Raw genomic sequence first — 22,138 nt, 5'->3', positions numbered from 1 at the left:
GCCGTGCGGGTGGGGCGTCAGTCGACGGTTCTGTGTCCGGCGATCACCAGTTGGCCGAGCGCCAGTCCCCCGTCGTTCGGGGGCACCTGGTGGTGGCGCAGCACCGTGAAACCGTCCTTCCGCAACGCCTCGGCGCAGGCCGAGGAGAGCAGAACGTTGGCGAACACGCCGCCGGTCAGGGCGACGGTGTCCGGCCCGTGCCGCTCGCGTGCCACGACGCAGGTGCGGTGGACGAGGGCGGCGACCGCGCGGTGGAAGCGTGCCGCGACGAGCGCCGAGGGGAAACCGGCGCGTACGTCGTCCACGATCGCCGCCAGGACGGGAGCGGGGTCGGCGGTCCACGCGCCCCCGACGGCCCGCTCAGGGGGGCGCAGGGCGAACGCGTAGCCGGTACGGCCGTCCGCGGCGGACTCGGCGCGCGCGGCGGTGAGCGCCGCGGCCTCCAGTTCGATGGCGGCCTGCGCCTCGTATCCCGCCCGGTGGCGCACCCCCGCGAGCGAGGACACGGCGTCGAAGAGCCGGCCCATGCTGGAGGTGGGTGCGCAGTTCAGGTTCCGCTTCATCTGGGCTTCCAGCACCCGCCGTTCGTCGGGCGGGCAGACCGCTACGCATGGCAGATCGTCCGTCCAGGCGATGCCGGCCGCGCGCAGGTGGGCCAGGGCCATGCGGTAGGGCCGGTGCACGGCGGCGTCGCCGCCCGGCAGCGGGACGTAGGCGAGGTGGGCGAACCGGGTGAATCCGTCGTAGTCCGCGAGCAGGAACTCCCCGCCCCACACTGCCCCGTCCTCGCCATATCCGGTGCCGTCGAAGGCGACGCCGATCACCCGGTGAGTGCCGTCCAGCCCGTGCTCGGCCATCGCCGCCGCGACGTGGGCGTGGTGGTGCTGCACGCGCGCGAGAGGCCGGCCGGCCGCGTGCCGCTCGGCCCACTGGCCGGAGCGGTAGCCGGGGTGTCGGTCGGCTGCCAGCACCAGGGGCTCCACCCCCGTGATCGACTCCAGCTGCCGCTCGGCGCGCTCGAAGGCGTACTGCGTGGCGAGGTCGTCCATGTCCCCGATGTGGGCGGACAGCCAGGCCCGGCGCCCGTCGGCCAGGCCGAACGCGTTCTTCAGGTCCCCCCCGACCGCGAGGGTCGGCCTGACGGGCACCGGCAGGGTGATCGGCAGGGGGGCGTAGCCGCGTGAGCGGCGCAGGACCATCCGTTCTCCGTCGCACACCCGCACCACGGAGTCGTCGCACGGCACCTGGATCGGGCGGTCGTGCGTGAGCCAGGCGTCGGCCAAATGAGCCAGCCGCTCCAGTGCCTCGGCGTCGTCGGTGACGATGGGTTCGCCGGCCGTGTTCCCGCTGGTCATGACGAGCAGGCACGGCCCGGCGGGGTCTGTGGGCAAGCCGAGCAGCAGGTGGTGCAGGGGGGTGTACGGGAGCATGACACCCAGGTCCGGACTGCCGGGCGCGACCGCGTCCGACACTCCTTTGGCCCCGACCCGGGGTAGCTGCGCCGCGCGGCGCCGCAAGAGGACGATGGGCCGCACCCCGCCGGTCAACAGGGCGCGCTCCGCGGGACCGATGTGCACGAGGTGCTCGATGTCGGCGGTGTGGCGGGCCATGACGGCGAAGGGCTTGTCGCCGCGGGCCTTACGGCGGCGCAGCAGAGCCACGGATTCGGCATGGGAGGCGTCGCATGCGAGGTGGTAGCCGCCGAGGCCCTTGACGGCGAGGATGGCGCCGTCCGCCAGGAGCCTGCGGGCCTGCGCGACGGGGTCCGCGGCGGGCACTTCCCTGGGGGTGCCACCTTCGACGGTGCACAGCAGGCGCAGGCGGGGCCCGCAGTCGGGGCAGGCGACGGGCTGTGCATGGAACCGGCGGTCGGCCGGATCGGCGTACTCGCGGGCGCAGTCGGGACACATCGGGAAGCCGGCCATGGTGGTGTGGGACCGGTCGTACGGGAGGCCGGTGACGATGGTGAAGCGCGGGCCGCAGTGCGTGCAGGTGATGAACGGGTGGCGGTGGCGCCGGTCGGCCGGATCGGCCAGTTCGGCGAGGCATGCGGCACAGGTGGCCACGTCCGGCGAAACCAGCGTGCGCCCCCGTCCCTCGGACCGGGAGGCGATGATGGTGAACCCCGCACCGCCGGATGCGGGAACGTCCTGGTGGTCGACGGATTCCACCACGGCCAGCGGGGGCGCTTCCGCGGCGATCCGGTCGCAGAACAGTGCCACGGCGGACGGTGCCCCCTCGACCTCCGCCACCACGCCTTCCGCGGTGTTGCTCACGTGGCCGGACAGCTCCATGGCCGTGGCCAGGCTGTACAGGAACGGTCGGAAGCCCACGCCTTGTACGACACCCCGGACCATGACCCGGCGGCGCTGTGGTGCGGAGACGTCGACAGCGCCCGGGTGCGGAGCGCTCACGCCCGGGGCTGGGCGGCGGGGCCGACGGATGCCGCGTACGCGGACTGCCCGGGGTCGTCCGCACAGACGTGGGGGTGGGGATGGGTGTGCGCACCGTTCATCTGCGGGGAGCCGTCCCCGTGGTGGTGGTGACCGCGGTTCTGCCGGCCCATGACCGGTTCGTGTGCCGGCTCTCCGTCCGCCACCGCCATCGCCCGGTCGAGCAGCACGCCCACCCCTCCGCCGAGGCGGGCGGAGGTCAGGACGACCTCCACTCCGGGGTTGACCTGCTCGACATGGGCGCGGAACGCCGGCTCGTCGAATCCGACGGCATCGGCGATGTCGGTCTTGGTGACCACCACGAGCTGGGCGAGCCCGAAGGCGGTGGGGTACTTCAGCGGCTTGTCCTCCCCTTCGGTGACCGAGGCGAGTACGACCCGCAAGGCCTCACCGAGGTCGTAGGAGGCGGGGCAGACCAGGTTCCCGACGTTCTCCACGAACACCAGCCGGGTGGTGTGCGGCAGCCACCCCTCGAGATGCCGGCCCAGCATGTCCGCCTCGAGGTGGCACAGTCCGTCGGTGAGGACCTGCTTGACCGGAACGCCGGAGCGGGCCAGGCGCCTGGCGTCGTTCTCCGTGGCGAGATCGGCGGTCAGGGCGGCCACCGGCACTCCCCGCTCACGTGCGAGGAGGAGTTCGCGTTCCAGCAGGGCCGTCTTCCCGCTCCCGGGGCTGGACAGCAGGTTGATCACGGTGGTGCCCCGGGCTGCCAGTGCGGCGCGCAGCGCGTGGGCGGCGGCCTCGTTCTTGGCGAGGACCGCCTGTTGCAGGTCGACGACTCGGCACATGGTCAGCGCTCCTCGGAGAGGGGTTCTCGGGTGCGGTCACGGGCCGGACCGTCTTCCCACCGCACACTGGCGATCTGCAGCTCACGGCCGGAGAGAAGCTCCGCTGTCGCCTGACCGCACGCCGGGCAGCACAGTTGCGGAGGCACCCCGACCGCCCATTCGTCCACGCAGGTCGCGCAGCGGGCACGGCCGGGCACCGATTCGGTGATCAGTTCGGCGCCTTCCAGGACGGTCCCCGCGCAGGCGAGCTCGAAGCAGAAGGCCAGTGCGGCCGGGACGACCCCGGCCAGCTCTCCCACCTGGAGCCGCACGGAGGTGACGGCGGTGACGCCGCCGGCTCTGGCGGCCGCCTCCTCCACCTGGCCGACGACGGCCATCGCGATGGACATCTCGTGCATCGGTCTCCGTCCTGGCGGAGGCCGGTAAGGTTGTGGCCGGTCCGCTGGGCACCATTACACGGCGGGTTGCGGGGGCGGGCTCCGTGGCTCGCCGAGGCCGCGCCCCGCGTGCCCCCGTTCGGTGCAGCGGCCGCGTCACATCTTGCGGATGTGCAGGTAGCGCCTGATGTCGGGCAGGACCTGCCGGACCAGGGCGAGGAGGGCGGCGGCGACGACGGCGCTGCCGATCATGGACTTCTTCATGGTCTGCTCCTCATGTCCCGGCCGGTCGGGCCGCAGCACTGTGTGCGGGCGCTTCATGGGTGTTCTGGCGTACGAGGTCCAGGACGCATCGAACGGCCTCGGGTACGGCGGCGGCCACCTCGGGGCTGAGGCCGATGCCCTCCTCGACGGACGCGGGTTCGCATCCCACCACCAGTGTGCGCCGCGGCGGCGTCGCACCGGTTCCGGCACACAGGGTGTCCAGCAGGGCCAGGACCGCGTCGGGCGACATGTGGTGCCCGTCGAGCACGGCCCCCTCGGGCTGGATGCCGCCCGGCGCTCCGGCTTCGATGAGGTACACGGTCCCCGGGTCCCCGCCGCGTGCCGTGGCGTCGACGAGGATGAGCGTGTCGTATCCGTCGAGCAGCTGGTAGGCGAGGTGCACGCCCCGTACTCCGATGTCCACGACCTCGACGTGCTCGGGAAGTTGGTGGCCGGCCAGCGCGCGCACCGTCTCCACGCCGAAGCCGTCGTCACCGAGGAAGATGTTGCCGACTCCGGCGACCAGGGTCCGGCCGCTGCCGGGCGGGGCGGGGTTCACGCGTCCTCCGGGAGTGCTACCTCGTCGGGTTGGAAGTACAGGAACCGTCCCTGTTCACGGCGGATGTCCGCGCCGGGATCGCCTTCGACGGTCACGGCGAGGTGCACTCCCCCGTCCACGTCGTGGAGTACGGCCTCGACCCGAGCGCTGCGCCCGTGCAGGAACAGGTCCTGCGCGTCGGTGCGGCGCAGGCCGGGACGCAGCAGCACGCGGCTGCCCGCGGCGACCGGGCGGCCGTCGACCAGGACCTGGTCCGTGGCCGGGTCCAGACCGGCGTCGCCCGCGGGATCCCACCAGGGCGTGTCGGGACGGGAGACACCGGGCGCGTCGAACGGGTCGGGCGGGATGGGCGGGCCGTTACCGGAGAGACCGGACGGGCCCGGTTCGGTGATTTCGCGCAGGGCCCGGACCGCTCCGTGGAGTCGTTCCAGGACCTCGGGCGGCATGGAGTCGGCCAGGTCGATGACGGCGGCGGCCTTCGCGTCGGTCCCGCGGGCCTCGCGCTTCTCCTGATCGGTCAGGGCCGCGGTGCGCAGGGCCAGGATCTCGTCGATCTCGGTCGCGTCGTAGAGCGCCCCCGGGCTCTCCGGGGCGATGGCGGGGTGGTCCTCCAGGATGATCGGGGAGGACAGCACCACGTCGGCGCGGCCGGATTCGCCGGCCAGCACCGGCCAGGTGTTCCGGTTCCGGCAGGACGCCACCGCCCCCTTGGCCCACTCCGGCGGGTCCGTCATCGAGACGAACGAGCCGGTGTCGAGGCAGAGCATGAGGTGCGTGGAGACGAGCGAGTGGGGCAGTGCGGCGTCGCGGTCGCCGCCCCCGTCGACGGGGGCCCACGTGGTGGTGTTCTCCACCACGGCTGTCAGCCGCATCACCCGGTACGGGCCGTCGAGTTCGGCCGCGGACAGGCGTACGACGCCGACGGCTTCGTCGTACCGGCGGACCAACCGGCCCACCAGCGTGCCGTCCGTGTCGTGGACCGGTTCGGTCTCCTCACCGGCGGGCCGGGTGAAGGGGACGACGATTCCATCTCCGGTCAGCTCGGCCACGGTCGCGACGATCTCGACGCGTTCTTCGGTGCCTTCGTCCCAGGGGACCAGGACCCGGTCGTCGAGGTGCAGTTCCGGCACCGTTTCGAACGTGCCGTCCGGTCGGGCCTCTTGGACGGTGCGCCGCTGTGCGCGCAGGAACCGCACCTCGGCCGCCAGCGTGGCGCCCGCTCTGGGTTCCATCAGGCATTCGGTCTGCTGGAAGGCGTGTTCCTCGCGGTCGGCACCCCAGGCGGGTGGCACGAGCACGCCGAACTGCCAGCGCAGGCGGTTCTTGGCCGCCGAGGCCCGGTAGGGATAGAGCACGTAGCCTTCGAAGAGGACGGCGTCGGCCACCTGCCGCGCGGCGGCGAAACGGGACTCCACCTCGGGGCTGAACACGGCCGTCGTGGTCATGTCGCCGTCCTCTCGGTGACGCCTGGCAGTACGGCACCGGAACGGGGCAGGCTACGGGCCGGTGGCCGGGGAGCCGCCGGGGCGGCCTCGTCCAGGAGTGCCCGAAGGGTGGCCTCCCACGAGGGCAGCGCCCGGTGCGAGCGGAACGCGAGAAGGGCGTCCATGGTGTCGCGGGGCAGACGGATCCAGCCGCAGCCGGGAAAGTGCTGTTCGAGCATCTCCCGCCATACCTCCACGGGCATCCGGTAGGTCGCTTCGCGGTCCCAGGGCACCGGCTCGACGTGGAACCCGCCGGCGCCGGTGAAGGCCGTTCCCGAGAAGAGCATGAGCAGCGGCACCTCCCCGCCCGAGAGGGCCTCGGCGTACCGGGTCGCGGCGACGTCCAGGTCGTAGGTGCAGGGCACGACGAGGTCGGTCTGCGTCTCCCCTGTGAAGCTGGGAACCATGAGAGAGACCTGCGCGAACTGCACCGGCTGGAGTGTGGTGCCCCAGCGCGAGCGCTCGCCGAAGAGGTCGGCCAGCTTGCCCGCTTCCTGCTCCTCGTAACCGCGGCGGGCCGGTTCGATGCGGATCTGGCAACGGAGCGCGAGGGCGTGCACCCGGGTCTCGTCTGACGCGGTGACGCGCAGCCGGAAGACGAGGGTGGGACCGGCGGCGTACGGGTCGGCGCGCACGCCCGTGCAGGCAAAGGAGAGCTCGGTCATGGCCTGCTTCCCTCGGTGACCGCCCGGGCCCGCTGCCCGACGTGCGCGAAGAACGCCTGCAGAGCGGCCCGTGCCTCGGTTCCGCCGTCGAACCCCTGCCACAGCAGGCGCATTCGGCCCACCAGCTCGTAGCAGATGTCGATCGGCACCAGGTAGCACTCGGTGCGGCCCTCGTTGCGGCGCAGCAGCAGCGCCTCCACATCGGGTTCGAGCATGCCGGCCAGCCGGCTGGTGCCGAGTACGGTTTGCCAGGTCGCCGGGTCGAGTTCGCTCTCCGTGGCACCGGCCGGGCTGGGGTAGAGCGCGACCAGCCGGTCCAGTGCGGCGTTGCGGAAGAAGAAGGCGACGCCGACCGGGATCTGCAGGAGGTCCCAGGCGGCGGCGTCGAAGGCGTGACCCGGGTCGGCCAGGTAGCGGTCCGGGACCGTGCGGAAGCGGCCGCCGCCGGCGCCGTGCTGTGCGAAGAGGAGGGAGCACGAGGTGCAGGCGCAGGCCAGGGAGCGCTTCTCGGTGTCCACCAGGTGGCGGTGGTTGTCGTCGGCGACCGTCACCCCGCACAGCTCGCACCGTTCCGGCTGTGGCGTACGCGGTCCCGCGAACCGGCGCAGGCCCTGGGGCCGGGTGCCGGCTGCCGGGCGCTGCGGCCGGGCCTGCGGCGCGCTCACGGCGCCGTAGCCGGCGCCGGCCGGCCCGCGGTGCCGGTGGGCGGACGGGTGCCGATCTGGAGCAGGGCCGGCTCTTGAGAGGACTGGGCCTCTTCCAGTTCCACGTGGCTCACCTCCGGGACGAAGCAGGCCAGGGCGTCCTCCACGGCCTGCCGGGCCGACGAGCCGGTGCTCGGGCAACCGCAGCCTGAGCCGCCGCCTGCTCCGGCCGTGAAGCGCAGCCGCAGGGTGCCGGTGGCTTCGTCGAGTCCGAGGAGTTCCACACCGCCCGCCCGAACGCTCTCCAGGGCGCGGGAGATCCGCGCCGAGGTGTCCTCGGGGTGCAGGTCGTGCAGGACCAGCAGGCTGGAGACCAGTTCGTCGCCGAGCAGCCCGCTCAGCGGGCCGCCCTGCGCCGTGCGCGCCGCAGGGGCTTGCAGCAGCGTGACGACCCGGGCGAGACCCGCGCCGTAGAAGTCCATCAGGACCCGGACCAGTTCCTCGGCCGCCGCAGCCGCCGCGGGGTCCCCGCCGGCGGTCAGTCGGTCGAGGATCTCTTCGACGCGGCGCCCGGCCTCCTCCGCGTTCGGGGACCGCGGAGCCTCGGTCGCGCTCATCCGGCCAGGCCGCTCAGGCCGGTGGGCATGTGCATCTTCTGCACGGTCTTGCCGCCGCCCACGTACATGTGGACGCCGCAGGGCAGGCAGGGGTCGAAGCTGCGGACGGCGCGCATGATGTCGATTCCCTTGAAGTTCTCGGGCGGGTTCTCCTCGAAGATGGGCGTGTTCTGCACGGCGTCCTCGTAGGGCCCAGGGGTGCCATAGGTGTCGCGGGTGCTGGCGTTCCACGGGGTCGGCGGGTACGGGTGGTAGTTGGCGATCTTGCCGTCGCGGATCACCATGTGGTGCGAGAGGACACCGCGTACCGCCTCGGTGAAGCCGACGCCCAGGCCCTCGTCCGGTACCTCGAACTTCTCCCAGGTCTGGGTGCGTCCGGCGCGTACCTCCGCCAGGCCCTGCTCCGCGCAGTGCAGCGCGATGGCCGCGGCGTAGGCCTGGAAGTAGGTGCGGGCGCGGTTGCGTTCCAGCGCGTTGCTCCACTTCGGGATCTTCCACTCGAAGCGGGTCTCGGGCTTGGTCATGGTGCGGGGCAAGGTGATGACGACGCTGTGCCCCGTGGCCTTGACGTAGCCGACGTCGACGAGGCCGGACAGGGCAGTCGACCACAGGCGGGCGATGGGGCCGCCTCCGGTGTCGAGCGCGAGGTAGTCCTTGCCGTCGAACCAGCGCGGCGACATCACCCAGCTGTAGTTGCCGTTGAAGTCCCGCTTTTGGGGGGCCGGGATCGTGTGCTGGTTCCACGGGTGGCGCGGGTCGACGGGGTTGCCGAGCGGGTCGTGCGTGACGAACTGCTCTTTCCCGGCCCAGTCCTCGTAGTAGGAGCTGCCCAGGAGGATGCGGATGCCGAGGTTGATCTCGGTGAGGTCGTTGGTGACCAGCTTGCCGTCCACGACGATGCCCGGGGTGACGAACATCTTCCGTCCCCAGTCGGTCATGTTGGCGTACGTGAAGTCGCAGTACTCGGGGTCGTTGAGGGCGCCCCAGCAGCCGAGCATCACGCGCCGGCGGCCGACCTCCTCGTACCCGGGAAGAGCTTCGTAGAAGAAGTCGAAGAGGTCGTCGTGGAGCGGGACGACGCGCTTCATGAACTCGACGTAACGCATGAGGCGGCTGAGGTAGTCAGTGAAGAGCTGGACGGACGCGATGGTGCCCACGCCACCCGGGTAGAGGGTGGAGGGGTGCACGTGGCGGCCCTCCATCAGGCAGAACATCTCCCGCGTGTACCGGCTGACTTGCAGCGCTTCGCGGTAGAACTCGCCCTCGATGGGGTTGAGGGAGCGCATGATGTCGGCGATGGTCTTGTAGCCGTGGTCGCCGGCGTGCGGGGCCTCGGTGCGCTCGGCCAACTCCAGGACCCCGGGGTTGGTCTCGCGGACCATCTTCTCGCAGTAGTCGACCCCGACCAGGTTCTCCTGGAAGATGTTGTGGTCGAACATGTACTCGGCGGACTCGCCGAGATTGATGATCCACTCGGCGAGGTGCGGCGGCTTGACGCCGTAGGCCATGTTCTGCGCGTACACCGAGCAGGTGGCGTGGTTGTCGCCGCAGATGCCGCAGATGCGGCTGGTGATGAAGTGCGCGTCACGGGGGTCCTTGCCCCGCATGAAGACGCTGTAGCCGCGGAAGACCGACGAGGTGCTGTAGCACTCCGCCACCCGCTTCTGCTTGAAGTCGATCTTCGTGTGGATGCCGAGACTGCCCACGATCCGGGTGATCGGATCCCAGGCCATCTCCACCAGGCCACTGCCGTCGTCGCTGGCCTTCGTCGTCGGTGCCATCGTTTGCGCAGCGCCCTTCTTCAAGACTTCGTTACGGATGGGGTCGGATCAGGTCGCGATGACCAGCCGGGGGCGGCCGAGTCCGGAGCCGAGGTGGCGGCCGGGGTGGTGCTGTGCGCGTCGCGCGTCCGGGGCCCGGTCACCAGGGCGGCCGGTAGCCGGTCGTCAGCTCGTCTCCCGTGTGACGCCACTTCGGCTCCTTGTCCACGGTCCTGGCCGTGATGGAGCGGAGTTTGCGGATGAGGGCTCCGTACGCACCGCTGGCCGCGCTGGAGACCTTGCCGCCGGGCGGCTCGTCCATGAACGGCATGAACTTGTCGGGGAAACCCGGCATGGTGCAGGCGATGCAGATGCCGCCGACGTTCGGGCAGCCGCCGATGCCGTTCATCCACCCGCGCTTGGGCACGTTGCACTTGACGACGGGCCCCCAACAGCCGAGTTTGACCAGGCACTGGGGCGAGTCGTACGTGGTGGCGAACTGGCCCTGCTCGTAGTAGCCGGCGCGGTCGCACCCTTCGTGCACCGTGGCCCCGAACAGCCACGTCGGACGCAGCTTGTCGTCCAGCGGAATCATGGGAGCGGATCCCGCGGCCTGGTAGAGCAGGTAGGTGAGGGTCTCGGAGAAGTTGTCGGGCTGGATCGGGCAGCCCGGTACGCACACGATCGGGATGCCGGCCTTCGACTTCCAGTCCCAGCCCAGGTAGTCGGGTACTCCCATGGCACCGGTCGGGTTGCCGGCCATCGCGTGGATGCCGCCGTACGTGGCACACGTTCCGATGGCGACAACCGCCAACGCCTTGGGCGCCAGGCGGTCGATCCACTCGCTGGTCGTGATCGGCTGGCCGGTCTCGGGGTTGTCGCCGAATCCGCACCAGTACCCCTCCTGCTTAATCGACTCATTGGGAATGGATCCCTCGATGACCAGCACGAACGGGTCGATCTCACCGCGCTCGCCTTTGAAGAACCACTCGATGAACGTGTCCGCCCCACCCACCGGTCCGCACTCGAAGTCGATCAGGGGCCAGTGGACCGCGATCTTCGGCAGGCCGGGCAGCACGCCGAGCACGATCTCCTCGATGCTCGGCTGCATGGCGGCCGTCAGGGCCACCGAGTCGCCATCGCAACTCAGCCCCGCGTTGATCCAGAGGATGTGGATCGGGGACTCATCCCCATCGGGTGTGCCGGGGACGGTCTCGGACGGAGCCGGGGTCGGCGTTGCTGTATCCATGGGGCCAAACCTCCTAGGGGAGGAATACGATGAAGCGGTTCATATCCCCTTCGCATTTCTTGATAGCAGGCAGCCGGTCACCCCGCGACAGCGCTGAGGCCGGATCCGGCGCCGCCTCCGCGTGAGGACGCCTGAGGCGCCGCCCTCCTGCCGGGGACGGCCACGCCGATGTGCGGCGGTGTCCGGGCCGCGGGGTGCTTGCGCACGAAGGCCCTGCGCCGCGCGTGGTACGGGGCGTCCGGGTCCGAGAAGGTACGGAGCATGTGGGCCAGCTCCTCCTCCCGGTAGGAGGCCAGCGGCTTGGCCGCCTCGCGTCGCTCCCGTTCGGCCTTCTTGGCCGCGATCCGCGCCTGCGTCGCGGATGAGGACGCGAGCTGCGCGGCCAGGCGACCGGTCGCGGCGGCGAAGTCCTGTGGCCCGCATTCGACCGTACGGTCCACCAGGCCGAGCCCCAGTCCGGCTGCGGCGCTCACCGGGAGGGCCTCCCGCATGAGCCTGTCGGCCACCGCAGGGCCCACCCGGCCGGGCAGTGTGTAAGTCCAGTACTCGGAGCCGTACAGGCCCATCAGGCGGTAGTGCGGGTTCAGCACCGCGCCCGTCCTGCACCACACCTCGTCCGCAGCCAGGGCCAGCATCACCCCGCCCGCGGCCGCATTGCCACCCACGGCGGACACAACCAGCCGGTCGGTGCTCGTCAGAACGGCCTCCACCAGGTCGTCCATGGCGTTGATGTTGGCCCAGGACTCCGCGCCGGGGTCGTCGGCCGCCTCGATCACGTTCAGGTGGATCCCGTTGGAGAAGAAGTCCCGGCCACCGCCGAGTACCAGCACGGACGTGGGCCGAGAGGAGGCCATCCGGTAGGCGCGCAGTAGACGGCGGCAGTGCGAGGTGCTCATGGCGCCGCTCGGGAAGGAGAAGGAGAGGAAGCCGACGGGACCGTCCTCCCGGTAGCGGATGTCGGCCCAGGTTCGGGAGGAGACGTCGGCGTCCGGCGGCGCGGGGTGTTCGCGCAGCCTGGGCAGGCTGTCGCCCAGGGCCACAACGGCGGGGAGCTTGAACGTGGCCGGGCCGCCGGGTACGCGCCGCGGCCGCAGCTCCGGGATCCACACGGCGCCATCGGCGGTCGCCCGGCAGATTGCCCCCGACCTGGTGGCCAGCAGCTCCCCCGGGCGGCCGCGAAGGCCGTCCTCCGGGTGGCCGCCGTGCAGATACCACTCCCGGCCCAGCAGTTCGTCCAGCACGCCAGGGAACGAGTCGGCCGCGCGCAGTTTGCGGACCACGGTTTCGGTCGCATCCGACTCCCAGCGGATGCGACGGAGCCCCTGGTCGAAGTAGGCCCGACTGCGGGAGACGCCCTCTTCGCCGCCGCCGGTCTGGGGCTGAGGCTGAGGCTGAGGCTGAGGAGAGAACGTACCCGAGGCGAAGCGCTCGACGGCCAGGAGGATCGCGGCCAGCGCGGCGTCGGACACCTCGTTGCGGTACAGGTCGCTCTTGCCCACGGGCGGCACCGGGCAGGCGACCGACGCCCAGACGTCGCCTGCGTCCATTTCGGCGTTGGCCTGCAGGACGGTCACTCCCCAGCGGCTCACCTTCTCGTGGATCGCCCAATCGAGGGAGGACGGTCCGCGGTCACCTACGGGGCCCGGGTGGACGATGAGGCACGTGTACGCCTCCCATACCTTTTGCGGGATGGCACTCTTCAACATGGGCGCCACGACGAGATCGGGCTGGTGACGGGAGACGGCGTCCCACAGGGGTACGCCCTGGAGGACCAGCTCCACGGTCACGCTGTGCCCGTGGTCACGCAGTTCCGCGTGAGCCCGTTGCGTCAGGCTGTTGAATGCGCTCGCGATGAGCAAGATGTGCATCGGCAGGCTCCCGGTGACCGGCGACTTCACGGCCAGGACGAGACCGGACCTGCTGGTGATGCTCAAGCACGCACGACGCGGTGCCGGCGAAGCCGGACCGGGGGGTCACCCGGAAGTGGGCACCGTGGCCGCCAATCGCAGTCCTCACGGGGCTTCTCCGCGGCGGCTACAGGTTCGAGCCCTGGCCGGGGGGCCTGGCGCGGTCAAGGAGGAGGCCGGGTCGGTCGGTGGCAGCCGGTCCGGGTCGGGCACGGGGGTCGGTGGGCGCCGGGCGGGGGCGAGATCGGACACCGCCCACCGGGCGGTGTAGAGCCGGTAGTACGCCAGCCGGCCGCGTGTGGTCTTCGGCTCGTTGATGTCCAGGCAGTACGTCGCGAGCGCGGTGCGCACGATGTCCTCGTCTCCTCGATCCACTCCAGCACCCGCTCGATCGCCCGCTCGTGCGCGGCCTCGATCACCCGCCGGGTCTCCTCATCCCCCAGCGCCCACAGGAGATAGATCGTCGGCTGCGGCCGGAAGACGAGATCGAACCCGGTGACCGTGACCCGGCGCCCGAGAGCACCGGCTCGCACCGCCTGCTTCGGGGACTTCCCCGCGGCGAGTTCTTCGGCCTCGATGCGGTCCGCGTACGGGTGCCGGCCCCGCTCGCCGAACAGGTTCCGCAGCTGCTGCTCGGTGACCTCCTCGCCCGCCGTCAGTCCGAGCACGGCCAGGCCGCGGCCCATCCATCGCCCGGCCGGGACACCGGCTTGCTCCTGGGCCTCGCGCAGCGGCGTGCGGGCCGGGCGGATCACCGACGACGATCTGGCGCAGGTAATAGCGGTACATCTGACCGGCTCGAATGATCGCGATATACCGTCATGCAGACCACGCCACATAGCTCTGACCTGCAAGGAAAGGCCGATCAGTCGTACGTCCCGTCAGACGGGAGAAGCGGCCGAACTCTCTTCTCGGTTGCCCGCCAGGCGGGAAGCGGCCTCGGGCCGGATGCGAATGTCATCGCTCTCCGGCAGTCCTTCACACCACCCACCACCGTCACCCGACCAATGGCCTTGCCCGTGATCCACCAGGCGTCGCCGGCGGCGGACGATCCTGCCTGTCTGGCCCGCAGGCATGACAAAGCCCTTGGCGGTCCCTGCGTTCAAGGGCCTGTTGCGAAAGTGGCTGAAGATGCGGGGTGTCGCTCAGAGACTGCGGATGGCCTCGGCCAGGTCTGATCCGTAGGAGGCCCAGCAAATCACCGAGCCGCCATCGTCGAGCTGCCCCATGAACCACTCACCGTCGTCCCTCACGAGGCACAACTCGTGGAACGCAAGAATCACATCAGGCCGGAGCGGCTCGTAGTCGCCCTGGCCAGCCACCTCGACGACTACGAGCCGATCGAAGGAGAGCGGGGCCGCGCCTGGGTCTCCGGAAAGCGCGCGCACGCGCTCGATCGTCCATCCGGCGGGGAGTTCCGAGTTCACCGGCGCATGGTCCCAGCAGAGCGCCCGCCACAACCACTCGTTAAGGACTGCGACCAGCACGGTCGCCTCAAAGCGGACGGCGAGCTGGTCGTACCGGGTGGCGACGGCACGGTGTCTCTTGAGGCGGTTGATCCCGCCCTCGACCGCATGGCGCTCGCGGTAGTCGGTCGAGTCGAAGTGCGGCGGCCGGCCGCCGCGGGAGCCGAGCTCTTGGCGGTTGCGCACCTGGTCGGCCGTATCGGGGATGGTGCGGCGGATCCCGCGGCGGCGCAGGTAGGCGCGGTTCTTGTGGGAGGCGTACGCCTTGTCCGCCCGGACTCGGTTGGGGCGGACGCGTGGCCGGCCCGGCCCGATGCGGGGCACGCGGACTTTCTCCAGCAAGGTTTCGAACTGCGGCGAGTCGCCGCACTGTCCCGCCGTGAGCACGATCGACATCCGCTTCTGGCCCTGCTCGACGGCCACGTGCAGCTTGGTGGTGAACCCGCCGCGCGAGCGTCCAAAGGCGTGATCACCAGGCTCGACGAAGATTCCGCCTGCTGCTTCCTTCTAAAGGTCGCCCTGCTTGCGGGCCCCGGCCGCATGCTGATGGGCGCGGCACACCGTGGAGTCGACGCTCAGATCCCACACGATCGCGCCTTGCGCGTCGGCCAGTGACTGGAGCCGGGTGAGGATCCGGTTACAGGACGGTGACATGGTGCGGACGAATCCGGCTTGCAAGATCATTAGATTGTTTTTGCAGCCGACCCCACGCCCCGTTTCTCAGGGAGTTCAGTGCAGGCGGCATGCGGCTCTCTCATTCACCTGCCTGACCCCGATCTGGAGTCGTCATGCGTCGTTCGTTCCTCCACACTGCCATCACCGCGGCCGCCCTCGGCGCTGCGGTCCTCGCCCCGACAACTGCCGCCTTCGCGACTGACGACACCCCTGCGGCTGCTCCTGCTGCTGGCGCGGGTGAACCGGTCGGCACCAAGACGCTGCTCGACGGGCTGACCGGCAAGATCTACAAGGATGCCGAGCGCACCTACACCGCAGAAATCCACAAGGACGGCTCGATGCTGGGCGTGCTGCACGTAACCAGCGAGTCCGACATCGTCGTCCGGCGCTACCGCACCTTCGGGAATGTTCAGGTCGTCCTCGCCTCCGACGGCACCCTGACGTCACATTACAGTGAGCCTGGCGACCCGATGGGCGAACTGGTAGGGACACACGCGCTGCAGGGCGGTCTCACCGCCCGCGTGTTCAAGATGAACCCGGGACTGTTCAACGCGACCATCCACAGCAAGGGCGGGAGCACCGTCCTCGGAACGCTCCAGGCGGGCACGAGCACGGGCGCCGACGCGTCAGACACCAAGGTCTTTGGCGATGTACGCGTCACCTTGCACTCTGATGGCAAAGTCACGAGCGAGTCGGCCGACGACGGCAAGGGCACCCTCCTGCGCACAGAGACGCTGCCCGACGGCTCGCTCCTCAAGGTGTACCGGCTCAAGTCCGGTCACCACCGGGCCGAGAACCTCGTCGACGGGCGTGCCGTCTGTGTCCTGAACGCCTCGGACCACTCCGCCGCCTGCCGGCGCGGCGGCCTCTACCTCGTGCTCACCCCTGACGGTCAGACCTACCACTGGACCGGTAACACCACCGGGGGCGCCAGGCTCGGCACGTACGAACTGCCGAACGGCAAGCTGGTGGAACTGGTTCGCGAGAACGGCGTCTACGGGCTGAAGGCCTACCGGGGCGGTCTGTCGATCGGCACCATCCGGGCCGAGAACAACCGCTCGGCGGTCGGTCAGGACGACGGCACCGTCATCGTCCTGAACCCCGACGGCTCCTTCAGCAACCACCTCCTGGGCGGCGCAAAGCAGGGCCCCGCGGTCTTCGTCGACGACGAGGACGGCGCCGAGCCGCAGACCGGTGCCATCGCTGCGGCCACCACCCGGACCACGACAGCCCAGACCACCGTCGTGCCGAAGGGTGGTGTGGCCGCGGGCGCGGAGTCGTCGGCCGACGGCGCAGGCACGGTGCTTGTCGCCTCGGCGGCCGGCGCCGCGGCGATCGCGGCAGCCGGCATCGCCTTCACCGTCGTCGCCCGCCGCCGCAGCCACTGACACCCGCCGAAAGCCTGGCCGGCGACGCGTCGGCGGCCGGGCGTCCGGCGAGGCGCACCGCCTGCCCTGGGCGGACCCGCCCGTTCCACCACGCTCCTCGCACTCCTTACGCTCCTTGGAAGACCATGTCCTCTCACCGTGCCGCCGCCGTGCTGTTCACCCTCCTCGCCGGAGCCGTGGCACTCGGCTGCGGCAGGAACCAGGGGCCGGAGCCGTCCGGTCCGCCGGCGGACGTCCGCCCCACGACCGCCGCGCCGGCGCCGTCGGCGGCCGACGCCCGGCCCATGTCCGCGTCCAGACCCCTGCGCGTGCGGATCCCCTCCGCGGGCGTCGACACCCAGCCCGTACTGGCGCTGGGGCTGGCCGCCGACGGCACGATCGAGGTGCCCTCGGTCGCCCAGGCGGACCGCATCGGCTGGTACGACAAGGGCGTGACGCCCGGGGAGACCGGCCCCGCCGTCCTCGTCGGTCACTTCGACACCGCCAAGGGTCCGGCCGTCATGAAGAACGTCTCACGGGTCGAGGCCGGCGACACCATCAGCGTCTCCCGGGCCGACGGCACTACCGCGGACTTCCGGGTGCGCGAGATCGAGCAGGTGAGTAAGAAGACCTTCCCCACCGAGAAGGTCTACGGGAACACTGTGCGTCCTGAGCTGCGCCTGATCACCTGCGGCGGTGACCTCACGGAGGGCCACCGGCCCGACAACATCATCCTGTACGCCGACCTGCTCGCGTAAGAGGGCGTTAAAAACTCCTAACGGAATGGGTGTTCGGGACCGGTAGGGTCGGTGGCCATGAGTCAGAACAGTTCGCAAGCGGCGGCATTCTTTCGAGATGTCCGCTAAGTCGAAATGGTCTGGCTTGTCCGGGGTGACGACAGACGGCAGATCGGGCATGGACATTCATGCTCTTCCTCAACGCCGCCGCCACGACCGTGCTGACCTGCGCTGGCGTCGCCCGCACCTCGCACGAGGGGCACTGGCAGCAGCCGAACGCTCAGCTGGCCGACTACGACGCGTAGTGGACAACGAGAACGCTCAGTCACAACCGCGACTGAGCGGTGTAGTTGGCCTGTCCGGCCCACTACACCGCTCAGCTCCTGTGGGCGTGGGCATCGCAGGGGCCTGCGGCTGTCGCGAGGGATGTGCAGGGCGGCTCAGAGGTGACGGGCCTGCGCGGCAGAGGAGTCCTCGTCGTAGGAGTCACGGCTGCCGGACTTGGCCAGTCCACGGCTGATCATGTATCCCACGGTCAGGATCACGATGTACAGCCATGCCTGGTCGGCACGGAAGTAGTCGCCGTGGCCGTCTTCCCTGCCCACGACCACGGAAGCGATCAGCACCGCCACCACGGCAGCCAGGTAGACGAAGAACTCGGTGGTCTCCAAGGCCGACTTCGTCGCGGTCGAAAGTCGCCGGGGCCGGTGCGCGGCCAGGTCGTTATCTGCGGCGTGGTGGGCCGGGTTCACATTCCTCATGGGTAGGTATCGGTTCCGTCGTGCGAAGCGCCTGAGTCTCCCCTACCAGGGAGGCGGGGGAAAGCCGCGTCAAGATCGCCGCCGCACCTAGCTCCTGAACCGAGATTGACCGGATTAACCCGAGGTAAGCCCACTGGTAAAGCCAAGGATGCGTGCCCGTACACGCACCGCCAGACCTGCGGTCAATCCCGGGGGCTATCGCCTTGCCCGCGCTGGTGACACCGGCACCACAGCCGCCGACACCCCCGTCCCGTCAATGACATCGAGGACGGTGTCCTCTTTCGGGGGTGTGGTGGGGCCGTATCAGAGGAGTGCGGCGCCTGCGGTCCCACCGTCACACCGGTTTCGGGTCACTGGTTCGGCCCACTGCCCGTGACGGGCGGGTGGCTCAGGGCGTTGTGGGGGGCGTCGTCCGTGCCGTTTCCCCGGCAAGTTGTGAAAGCCCAAGGAGATTTCGATGTTCCGTGTCACCAAGGCCGTAGCCGTTACCGCCGCCGTCGGCGCCGTTCTGGCAGGCGGGGCCGGCATGGCGGCCGCCGACGCCACCGCCGAAGGCGCCGCCATCGGCTCGCCCGGCGTCCTGTCCGGCAACGTCGTCCAGGTCCCCATCCACATCCCCGTCAACATCTGCGGCAACACCATCAACGCTGTCGGCCTCCTCAATCCCGCCTTCGGCAACACCTGCATCAACAACGGCGGCCTCAAGGACCACTACAAGGGCCAGCAGCACGGCGAATACTGACGAGCACCAGGCCCTGGACCCGGCGCACTTCGCGCCGTCACCCCCAGAGCGCCATGTGAACCAGCCGCAGCGCACAGCCCGGTACCGATTGACCTCCCCCTCATCGTCCAAGGGCAGGCCGACTCCCGTACCGGGCTGTGCGCTGCGGTTTTCCGCGGTGAACGAAACGGCTCCGCCCAGTAACCCCGATGCTCCCCTTCCCAGACACCGGCAGGAGCAGTCCGACCATGGCATACGACCCCAATCTGGCCGACCGCATCCGGCAGGCGCTGTCCGGCCGTGCCGACTCCCGGGAGGTGAAGATGTTCGGCGGCCTCTCCTTCATGATCAACGGAAAGATGGCAGCCACGGCCAATGCCCACGGCCAGTTGATGGTCCGCTGCGACCCGGAGCGAGTTACAGAACTGCTGAAGCGGCAAGGTGCCCACTGGCCCGAGATGCGGGGCAAACCGATGAGCCGAGGATGGATCGTTATCGATGCCTCTGCCCTCGCATCCGACAAAGCCTTCCGCTCCTGGATCCAGGAAGCACTGAACTACAACAAGAACGCGACTTCAAAATGACCGGCACCTCCCGCCCTGCGCTGGGGCCCGCACTCCGCCTACCACCAGGCATGGACCAGCCACGACCGCCAACTCAGGTGTCCCATGACGGGGTGGCTGCGGGGCTCCTGTGCGGATTCCATGCCGCTGTTCGACCAGGGACCGTTTGCGCGCGTGCAGCAGGTCATCCTGCGGCTGCGGCCGGGTCACCGCCGAACCGGGGCACGTCCTCCACGGCCGCGCCCAGGCGCAGGCGCACGTACCGGATCGGATGCCGGTAGACGCCGCCCCGGTCGACAGACACCTCATGCAGCTAGCGGGTCACGTTGACCTTGCCCTGAGTGGGCTCAACAAGTCGCGAATGCGGACAGCAGTGTGTCTGCCCGGACCTCCAGTTCGGTCGTCGTAGGTCCGTTCACGCTCACGGAGACCTCCTCGCCGCCTACCGAGCGGGCAAGCCGAACCTCCTAACAATCGCCCGTGCAACGGTCTCCCAGTCGGTGGCCTCGAAGTCATAGCCAACGTAATGCGACAGCAACTCCAGGAACGGCCGCAAGTTGCGTTCCAAGATCCATCCACCAACTTCGGCCATAACTTCCCCTCAGCGCTCGGCATAGGGCAGGGCCAGCAGCTCGATGCCGTCGATCTGCAAGGCGTCGAAGGCGATGAAGAACGCCGGGCTCGTCGCGGCGAGCGCGGTGGCGGTGCGGCCGCGGGCGGCGGCGCGGCGCTGAAGGGCTTCGAAGGACAACCGGCCGGCTGCAGTGTCCCAGACGACGAGCCCGCCATCGAGGACCAGGCCGTCCGGCAACTGGGCAGCGTCCCCCACCAGTTCGGTGAATCGGTCCTGGCCAGGGAGCCGCGGCGGGTCTGCAGCAGCAGTCGGCCACCAAGGCTGACCTGCAGGAACCGTCCGCTCGGGCGCGGCGGCCGTGGGGGGCGATGGAGGGACCCCGTGGAGGGGTGCTGCGAGGCCTGGTCCAGGTCTTCGACGGGCTCTTGGTCGTCGGCTAGGTGTGTTCGTAAGCGGGAGTGGGCATGTGGTCGGCGGCGCACGGTGTCCTTGGATCCTCCGGCCTGCAGGCCGCGTCGGCGGTCGTCCGTCCGTCCGTCCGCGAATCTGTGCACCGGCCGGAGCCACCGTGAGGACCAACCCCTTGACCGCGGTCTGACGATCGCCGTCGACCGGTGTCCGTTTTCACCTTGACTACCCCTGGACCCGACCGGTTTGCCCGTGGCCACCGCCACACCACCCGACCGTCTGCTCAGCGGGTCGGGCGGGAGCTGGACGGTGAGGAGCCGAGCCGCCAGTCCGAAGGCTCCTGGGCGCAAAGGTCTCGCCAGCTCACCGCTGACGTGGTGACGTCGTCTGCGATGCCGCCGAAGGGAGCCGCCGGCCCGCTGCCCACCGCAAGCCCGTCCCGCCCTGTCCGCATCGTCGGAAGCCGCCACGCTCCACCGGGCGTGGCAGCAGGCCTACGCCGAGCGCGGCCAGGCGCACCAAGTGTCCGGGGCCCATTTGTAGTGGGGGGCAGTGCCGCTGTGCGGGTTCAGCGGTTGGTGGTGATCCATCGTACGAGGGCTGCGTTGGTGGTGTCGTCGAGTGCGGACAAGGTGTGGATGGCTTCCAGGTCGCCGGGGAGTGGTGGGATGCCGACGGTGGTCAGTGCCGCTTGGAGGTCCAAGCGGCGCCGATCCAAGGGCGGCAGGCGCCAGGCGAGGCGGGGGTCGGACGCAGGCCAGCGGGCGCGAGGATGCTCTTCGCCACGGTGAGGCAGTTGCCAGTCCGTGTCACCTGGGCGGCTGTGCGGCGGGGCGTCGCAGGCCGCGGGCGCGACGGTGTCTGCACCGGGGAAGCGGTAAGGGTCGAGGTCCAGCTGAGGGACCGTGACTCCGGACGGGGAATACTGCCAGAACTCCACAACGAACCTCCCGGGGGGTCGGATGTGCCGCTGTTGTTTCCAATGAGCTCGGGGCGCCGCCTGTAGTTGGCCGCCCTCCTGTGTCGCAGAGGTGGAGTGCAGGCTGACGGATTAGGCAGGTCAGGCGCCCCGGGGCCGGTCGGGGTGGGGCGTGTCGCGGAGGGTTGCCGCGGTACGCCGTTGCTGTGCTGACTGGCAGGCAGGCAGGCAGGCAGGCAGGCAGGCAGGCAGGTCACTGTCCTCGACGGCGTGGCTGCCGGCCTGGGTCAGCGGTGGTGGTTGTCGTGGTGCCCGTGGTGGCTGTTGCGACCCCAGGTCTCGGTGTCGATGACGCGGCCGCGGTCGTCGCGGAGGGTGGCGGTGTCGCGCTCGTCCCAGATCTGGTGTCGGCGGTCCTGGTAGACGTCGCGGTCGGTGTCGCGGCCCTGGCCGGTGTGGACCTTGACGCTGGAGCGGCCGTCCAGACGGAGGTGGTCGAAGCGGTAGCGGTTGCCCTCGCGGTCGGAGAGGGTGAAGCCGCGCAGGTTGACGGCGTGGCGGCCGGTGTTCTTCACCTCGACCCATTCGCGGTTGAGGGCGCGGTTGTCGTGGCCGCGGCCGCGGCTGTCGTCCTGGATGTCGCCGATGACGATCGAGGAGTGCTGGCCGCGGTGGCCGCGCCGGTCGTCGTCGTGGGCGGCGGCCGGGACGGCGGCCGCGCCGATCAGTGCGCCGGCGGCCAGGACCGAGGCGAGGAGACGGCGAGTGGCGAGAGAAGCAGACATGCAGATAACTCCTTGCAACAGGAGGCCCCGCCCGGCCTCGTGCAAGCCGGGCGGGGGTTCCCGGCGTCCTTGCCGAGGAGCCACACTCTGGCCCGCGGCCGCCATCAACCGCCACAACTCAGAACTCGCGTTGCCCAATGCGGACATGTCCGTAACTCTCCCTTGCAGGATGCAAGCGTCAAGATCCGGTTGACGCGGGCGAGGTCGGGGTGGGAGCTGTCCGTCCGATGTCGGAGCAAGGATGTTTAGGCCACATAAGCAGTTCATTCGCGCCATGCCGTGTGCTGTGCGCCGAATGGGTGCAGGGCTCTGTAACAGGCGCTCCTGCCGCTTCTTCGCACCCAGTTGCGCACCACCGCTCTGAGGTACGGGTGACGGATGGCGCTTCGGCGACC

General features: G+C 70.1%; 23 protein-coding genes. 4 read left to right on the top strand and 19 right to left on the bottom strand.

The features are described from left to right. Positions 1–17: 17 nt before the first annotated feature. The 15 genes from hypF to AC07FY_RS19885 form a co-directional block, all read right to left on the bottom strand. On the bottom strand, positions 18–2,414 hold the full coding sequence (hypF, locus tag AC07FY_RS19955) for a carbamoyltransferase HypF (RefSeq protein ID WP_479007933.1): 2,397 nt from the start codon (positions 2,412–2,414) through the stop codon (positions 18–20). Beyond that, positions 2,411–3,241 (bottom strand): hydrogenase nickel incorporation protein HypB, encoded by an 831-nt coding sequence (gene hypB, locus AC07FY_RS19950; RefSeq protein WP_479007931.1) that lies wholly within the window; start codon positions 3,239–3,241, stop codon positions 2,411–2,413. The genes hypF and hypB overlap by 4 nt, the downstream gene beginning before the upstream one ends. A 2-nt stretch (positions 3,242–3,243) precedes the next feature. Further along, complete coding sequence (hypA, locus tag AC07FY_RS19945) at positions 3,244–3,639, bottom strand: hydrogenase maturation nickel metallochaperone HypA (RefSeq protein ID WP_479007929.1); 396 nt, start codon at positions 3,637–3,639, stop codon at positions 3,244–3,246. A 135-nt stretch (positions 3,640–3,774) separates the two neighbouring features. Then, positions 3,775–3,882, bottom strand: coding sequence for a DUF6893 family small protein (locus AC07FY_RS19940; protein WP_479007927.1), 108 nt, complete (start codon positions 3,880–3,882; stop codon positions 3,775–3,777). Positions 3,883–3,892: 10 nt separating this feature from the next. Further along, positions 3,893–4,441 (bottom strand): hydrogenase maturation protease, encoded by a 549-nt coding sequence (locus AC07FY_RS19935; protein ID WP_479007925.1) that lies wholly within the window; start codon positions 4,439–4,441, stop codon positions 3,893–3,895. Beyond that, positions 4,438–5,886 (bottom strand): hypothetical protein, encoded by a 1,449-nt coding sequence (locus AC07FY_RS19930; RefSeq protein WP_479007923.1) that lies wholly within the window; start codon positions 5,884–5,886, stop codon positions 4,438–4,440. The genes AC07FY_RS19935 and AC07FY_RS19930 overlap by 4 nt, the downstream gene beginning before the upstream one ends. Beyond that, positions 5,883–6,590, bottom strand: coding sequence for a DUF6084 family protein (locus tag AC07FY_RS19925; protein ID WP_479007921.1), 708 nt, complete (start codon positions 6,588–6,590; stop codon positions 5,883–5,885). The genes AC07FY_RS19930 and AC07FY_RS19925 overlap by 4 nt, the downstream gene beginning before the upstream one ends. After that, positions 6,587–7,255 (bottom strand): DUF5947 family protein, encoded by a 669-nt coding sequence (locus AC07FY_RS19920; protein WP_479007919.1) that lies wholly within the window; start codon positions 7,253–7,255, stop codon positions 6,587–6,589. Before AC07FY_RS19920 ends, AC07FY_RS19925 begins: the two co-directional genes overlap by 4 nt. After that, the gene (locus tag AC07FY_RS19915) at positions 7,252–7,851 is read right to left on the bottom strand and encodes a hypothetical protein (protein WP_479007917.1); all 600 of its coding nucleotides are present in this window, start codon (positions 7,849–7,851) and stop codon (positions 7,252–7,254) included. Before AC07FY_RS19915 ends, AC07FY_RS19920 begins: the two co-directional genes overlap by 4 nt. Next, complete coding sequence (locus tag AC07FY_RS19910; RefSeq protein WP_479007915.1) at positions 7,848–9,632, bottom strand: nickel-dependent hydrogenase large subunit; 1,785 nt, start codon at positions 9,630–9,632, stop codon at positions 7,848–7,850. Before AC07FY_RS19910 ends, AC07FY_RS19915 begins: the two co-directional genes overlap by 4 nt. Before the next feature lie 139 nt (positions 9,633–9,771). Further along, positions 9,772–10,860: an NADH-quinone oxidoreductase subunit B family protein gene (locus AC07FY_RS19905; protein WP_479007913.1), complete on the bottom strand. Its 1,089-nt coding sequence runs from the start codon at positions 10,858–10,860 to the stop codon at positions 9,772–9,774. Positions 10,861–10,937: 77 nt separating this feature from the next. Beyond that, a complete protein-coding gene (locus AC07FY_RS19900) occupies positions 10,938–12,728 on the bottom strand; it encodes a hydrogenase maturation protein (protein ID WP_479008007.1) in 1,791 nt (596 codons plus the stop codon). Positions 12,729–12,931: 203 nt separating this feature from the next. Then, on the bottom strand, positions 12,932–13,522 hold the full coding sequence (locus tag AC07FY_RS19895; RefSeq protein ID WP_479007911.1) for a relaxase domain-containing protein: 591 nt from the start codon (positions 13,520–13,522) through the stop codon (positions 12,932–12,934). A gap of 390 nt (positions 13,523–13,912) precedes the next feature. After that, positions 13,913–14,722, bottom strand: a complete 810-nt coding sequence (locus AC07FY_RS19890) for an IS5 family transposase (RefSeq protein WP_479008005.1) — start codon at positions 14,720–14,722, stop codon at positions 13,913–13,915. Between the two features lie 18 nt (positions 14,723–14,740). Then, a complete protein-coding gene (locus AC07FY_RS19885) occupies positions 14,741–14,917 on the bottom strand; it encodes a hypothetical protein (RefSeq protein ID WP_479007909.1) in 177 nt (58 codons plus the stop codon). A 104-nt stretch (positions 14,918–15,021) separates the two neighbouring features. On the opposite strand from AC07FY_RS19885, the gene AC07FY_RS19880 reads away from it, so the two are divergent. Then, complete coding sequence (locus tag AC07FY_RS19880; protein ID WP_479007908.1) at positions 15,022–16,296, top strand: hypothetical protein; 1,275 nt, start codon at positions 15,022–15,024, stop codon at positions 16,294–16,296. 125 nt (positions 16,297–16,421) lie between these two features. Next, complete coding sequence (locus tag AC07FY_RS19875; RefSeq protein WP_479007906.1) at positions 16,422–17,033, top strand: class F sortase; 612 nt, start codon at positions 16,422–16,424, stop codon at positions 17,031–17,033. Between the two features lie 419 nt (positions 17,034–17,452). On the opposite strand, the gene AC07FY_RS19870 is transcribed toward AC07FY_RS19875, so the two are convergent. Then, positions 17,453–17,773, bottom strand: a complete 321-nt coding sequence (locus AC07FY_RS19870; protein WP_479007904.1) for a hypothetical protein — start codon at positions 17,771–17,773, stop codon at positions 17,453–17,455. Positions 17,774–18,230: 457 nt separating this feature from the next. Between AC07FY_RS19870 and AC07FY_RS19865 the strand changes: the two genes are divergently transcribed. Together AC07FY_RS19865 and AC07FY_RS19860 are read left to right on the top strand one after the other, a co-directional pair. Next, complete coding sequence (locus AC07FY_RS19865; RefSeq protein WP_479007903.1) at positions 18,231–18,515, top strand: chaplin; 285 nt, start codon at positions 18,231–18,233, stop codon at positions 18,513–18,515. A 227-nt stretch (positions 18,516–18,742) separates the two neighbouring features. Further along, a complete protein-coding gene (locus tag AC07FY_RS19860; RefSeq protein ID WP_479007901.1) occupies positions 18,743–19,078 on the top strand; it encodes a TfoX/Sxy family protein in 336 nt (111 codons plus the stop codon). A gap of 580 nt (positions 19,079–19,658) precedes the next feature. Here the strand turns inward: AC07FY_RS19860 and AC07FY_RS19855 are convergent. The 3 genes from AC07FY_RS19855 to AC07FY_RS19845 form a co-directional block, all read right to left on the bottom strand. Then, complete coding sequence (locus tag AC07FY_RS19855) at positions 19,659–19,886, bottom strand: ATP-dependent DNA ligase (protein WP_479007899.1); 228 nt, start codon at positions 19,884–19,886, stop codon at positions 19,659–19,661. 721 nt (positions 19,887–20,607) lie between these two features. Next, positions 20,608–20,742 carry a hypothetical protein gene (locus tag AC07FY_RS19850; protein ID WP_479007897.1) on the bottom strand — a complete coding sequence of 45 codons (135 nt, stop codon included), beginning with the start codon at positions 20,740–20,742 and terminating at the stop codon, positions 20,608–20,610. Between the two features lie 503 nt (positions 20,743–21,245). Beyond that, the gene (locus AC07FY_RS19845; RefSeq protein ID WP_479007895.1) at positions 21,246–21,743 is read right to left on the bottom strand and encodes a lamin tail domain-containing protein; all 498 of its coding nucleotides are present in this window, start codon (positions 21,741–21,743) and stop codon (positions 21,246–21,248) included. Positions 21,744–22,138 lie beyond the last annotated feature (395 nt).

The sequence above is a fragment of the Streptomyces sp. NPDC045967 genome (genome assembly GCF_056430495.1).
This window is presented reverse-complemented; position numbering and strand designations above follow the sequence as displayed.

Bases quoted from the DNA above. Each gene is read 5' to 3' on its own strand.
- AC07FY_RS19910 (WP_479007915.1), bottom strand. From the start codon at position 9,632: ATGGCACCGACGACGAAGGCCAGCGACGACGGCAGTGGCCTGGTGGAG.
- AC07FY_RS19940 (WP_479007927.1), bottom strand. From the start codon at position 3,882: ATGAAGAAGTCCATGATCGGCAGCGCCGTCGTCGCCGCCGCCCTCCTC.
- AC07FY_RS19885 (WP_479007909.1), bottom strand. From the start codon at position 14,917: ATGATCTTGCAAGCCGGATTCGTCCGCACCATGTCACCGTCCTGTAAC.
- AC07FY_RS19900 (WP_479008007.1), bottom strand. From the start codon at position 12,728: ATGCACATCTTGCTCATCGCGAGCGCATTCAACAGCCTGACGCAACGG.
- hypB (WP_479007931.1), bottom strand. From the start codon at position 3,241: ATGTGCCGAGTCGTCGACCTGCAACAGGCGGTCCTCGCCAAGAACGAG.
- AC07FY_RS19875 (WP_479007906.1), top strand. From the start codon at position 16,422: ATGTCCTCTCACCGTGCCGCCGCCGTGCTGTTCACCCTCCTCGCCGGA.
- AC07FY_RS19905 (WP_479007913.1), bottom strand. From the start codon at position 10,860: ATGGATACAGCAACGCCGACCCCGGCTCCGTCCGAGACCGTCCCCGGC.
- AC07FY_RS19865 (WP_479007903.1), top strand. From the start codon at position 18,231: ATGTTCCGTGTCACCAAGGCCGTAGCCGTTACCGCCGCCGTCGGCGCC.
- AC07FY_RS19870 (WP_479007904.1), bottom strand. From the start codon at position 17,773: ATGAGGAATGTGAACCCGGCCCACCACGCCGCAGATAACGACCTGGCC.
- AC07FY_RS19915 (WP_479007917.1), bottom strand. From the start codon at position 7,851: ATGAGCGCGACCGAGGCTCCGCGGTCCCCGAACGCGGAGGAGGCCGGG.
- AC07FY_RS19860 (WP_479007901.1), top strand. From the start codon at position 18,743: ATGGCATACGACCCCAATCTGGCCGACCGCATCCGGCAGGCGCTGTCC.
- AC07FY_RS19925 (WP_479007921.1), bottom strand. From the start codon at position 6,590: ATGACCGAGCTCTCCTTTGCCTGCACGGGCGTGCGCGCCGACCCGTAC.
- AC07FY_RS19880 (WP_479007908.1), top strand. From the start codon at position 15,022: ATGCGTCGTTCGTTCCTCCACACTGCCATCACCGCGGCCGCCCTCGGC.
- hypA (WP_479007929.1), bottom strand. From the start codon at position 3,639: ATGCACGAGATGTCCATCGCGATGGCCGTCGTCGGCCAGGTGGAGGAG.
- AC07FY_RS19930 (WP_479007923.1), bottom strand. From the start codon at position 5,886: ATGACCACGACGGCCGTGTTCAGCCCCGAGGTGGAGTCCCGTTTCGCC.
- AC07FY_RS19845 (WP_479007895.1), bottom strand. From the start codon at position 21,743: ATGTCTGCTTCTCTCGCCACTCGCCGTCTCCTCGCCTCGGTCCTGGCC.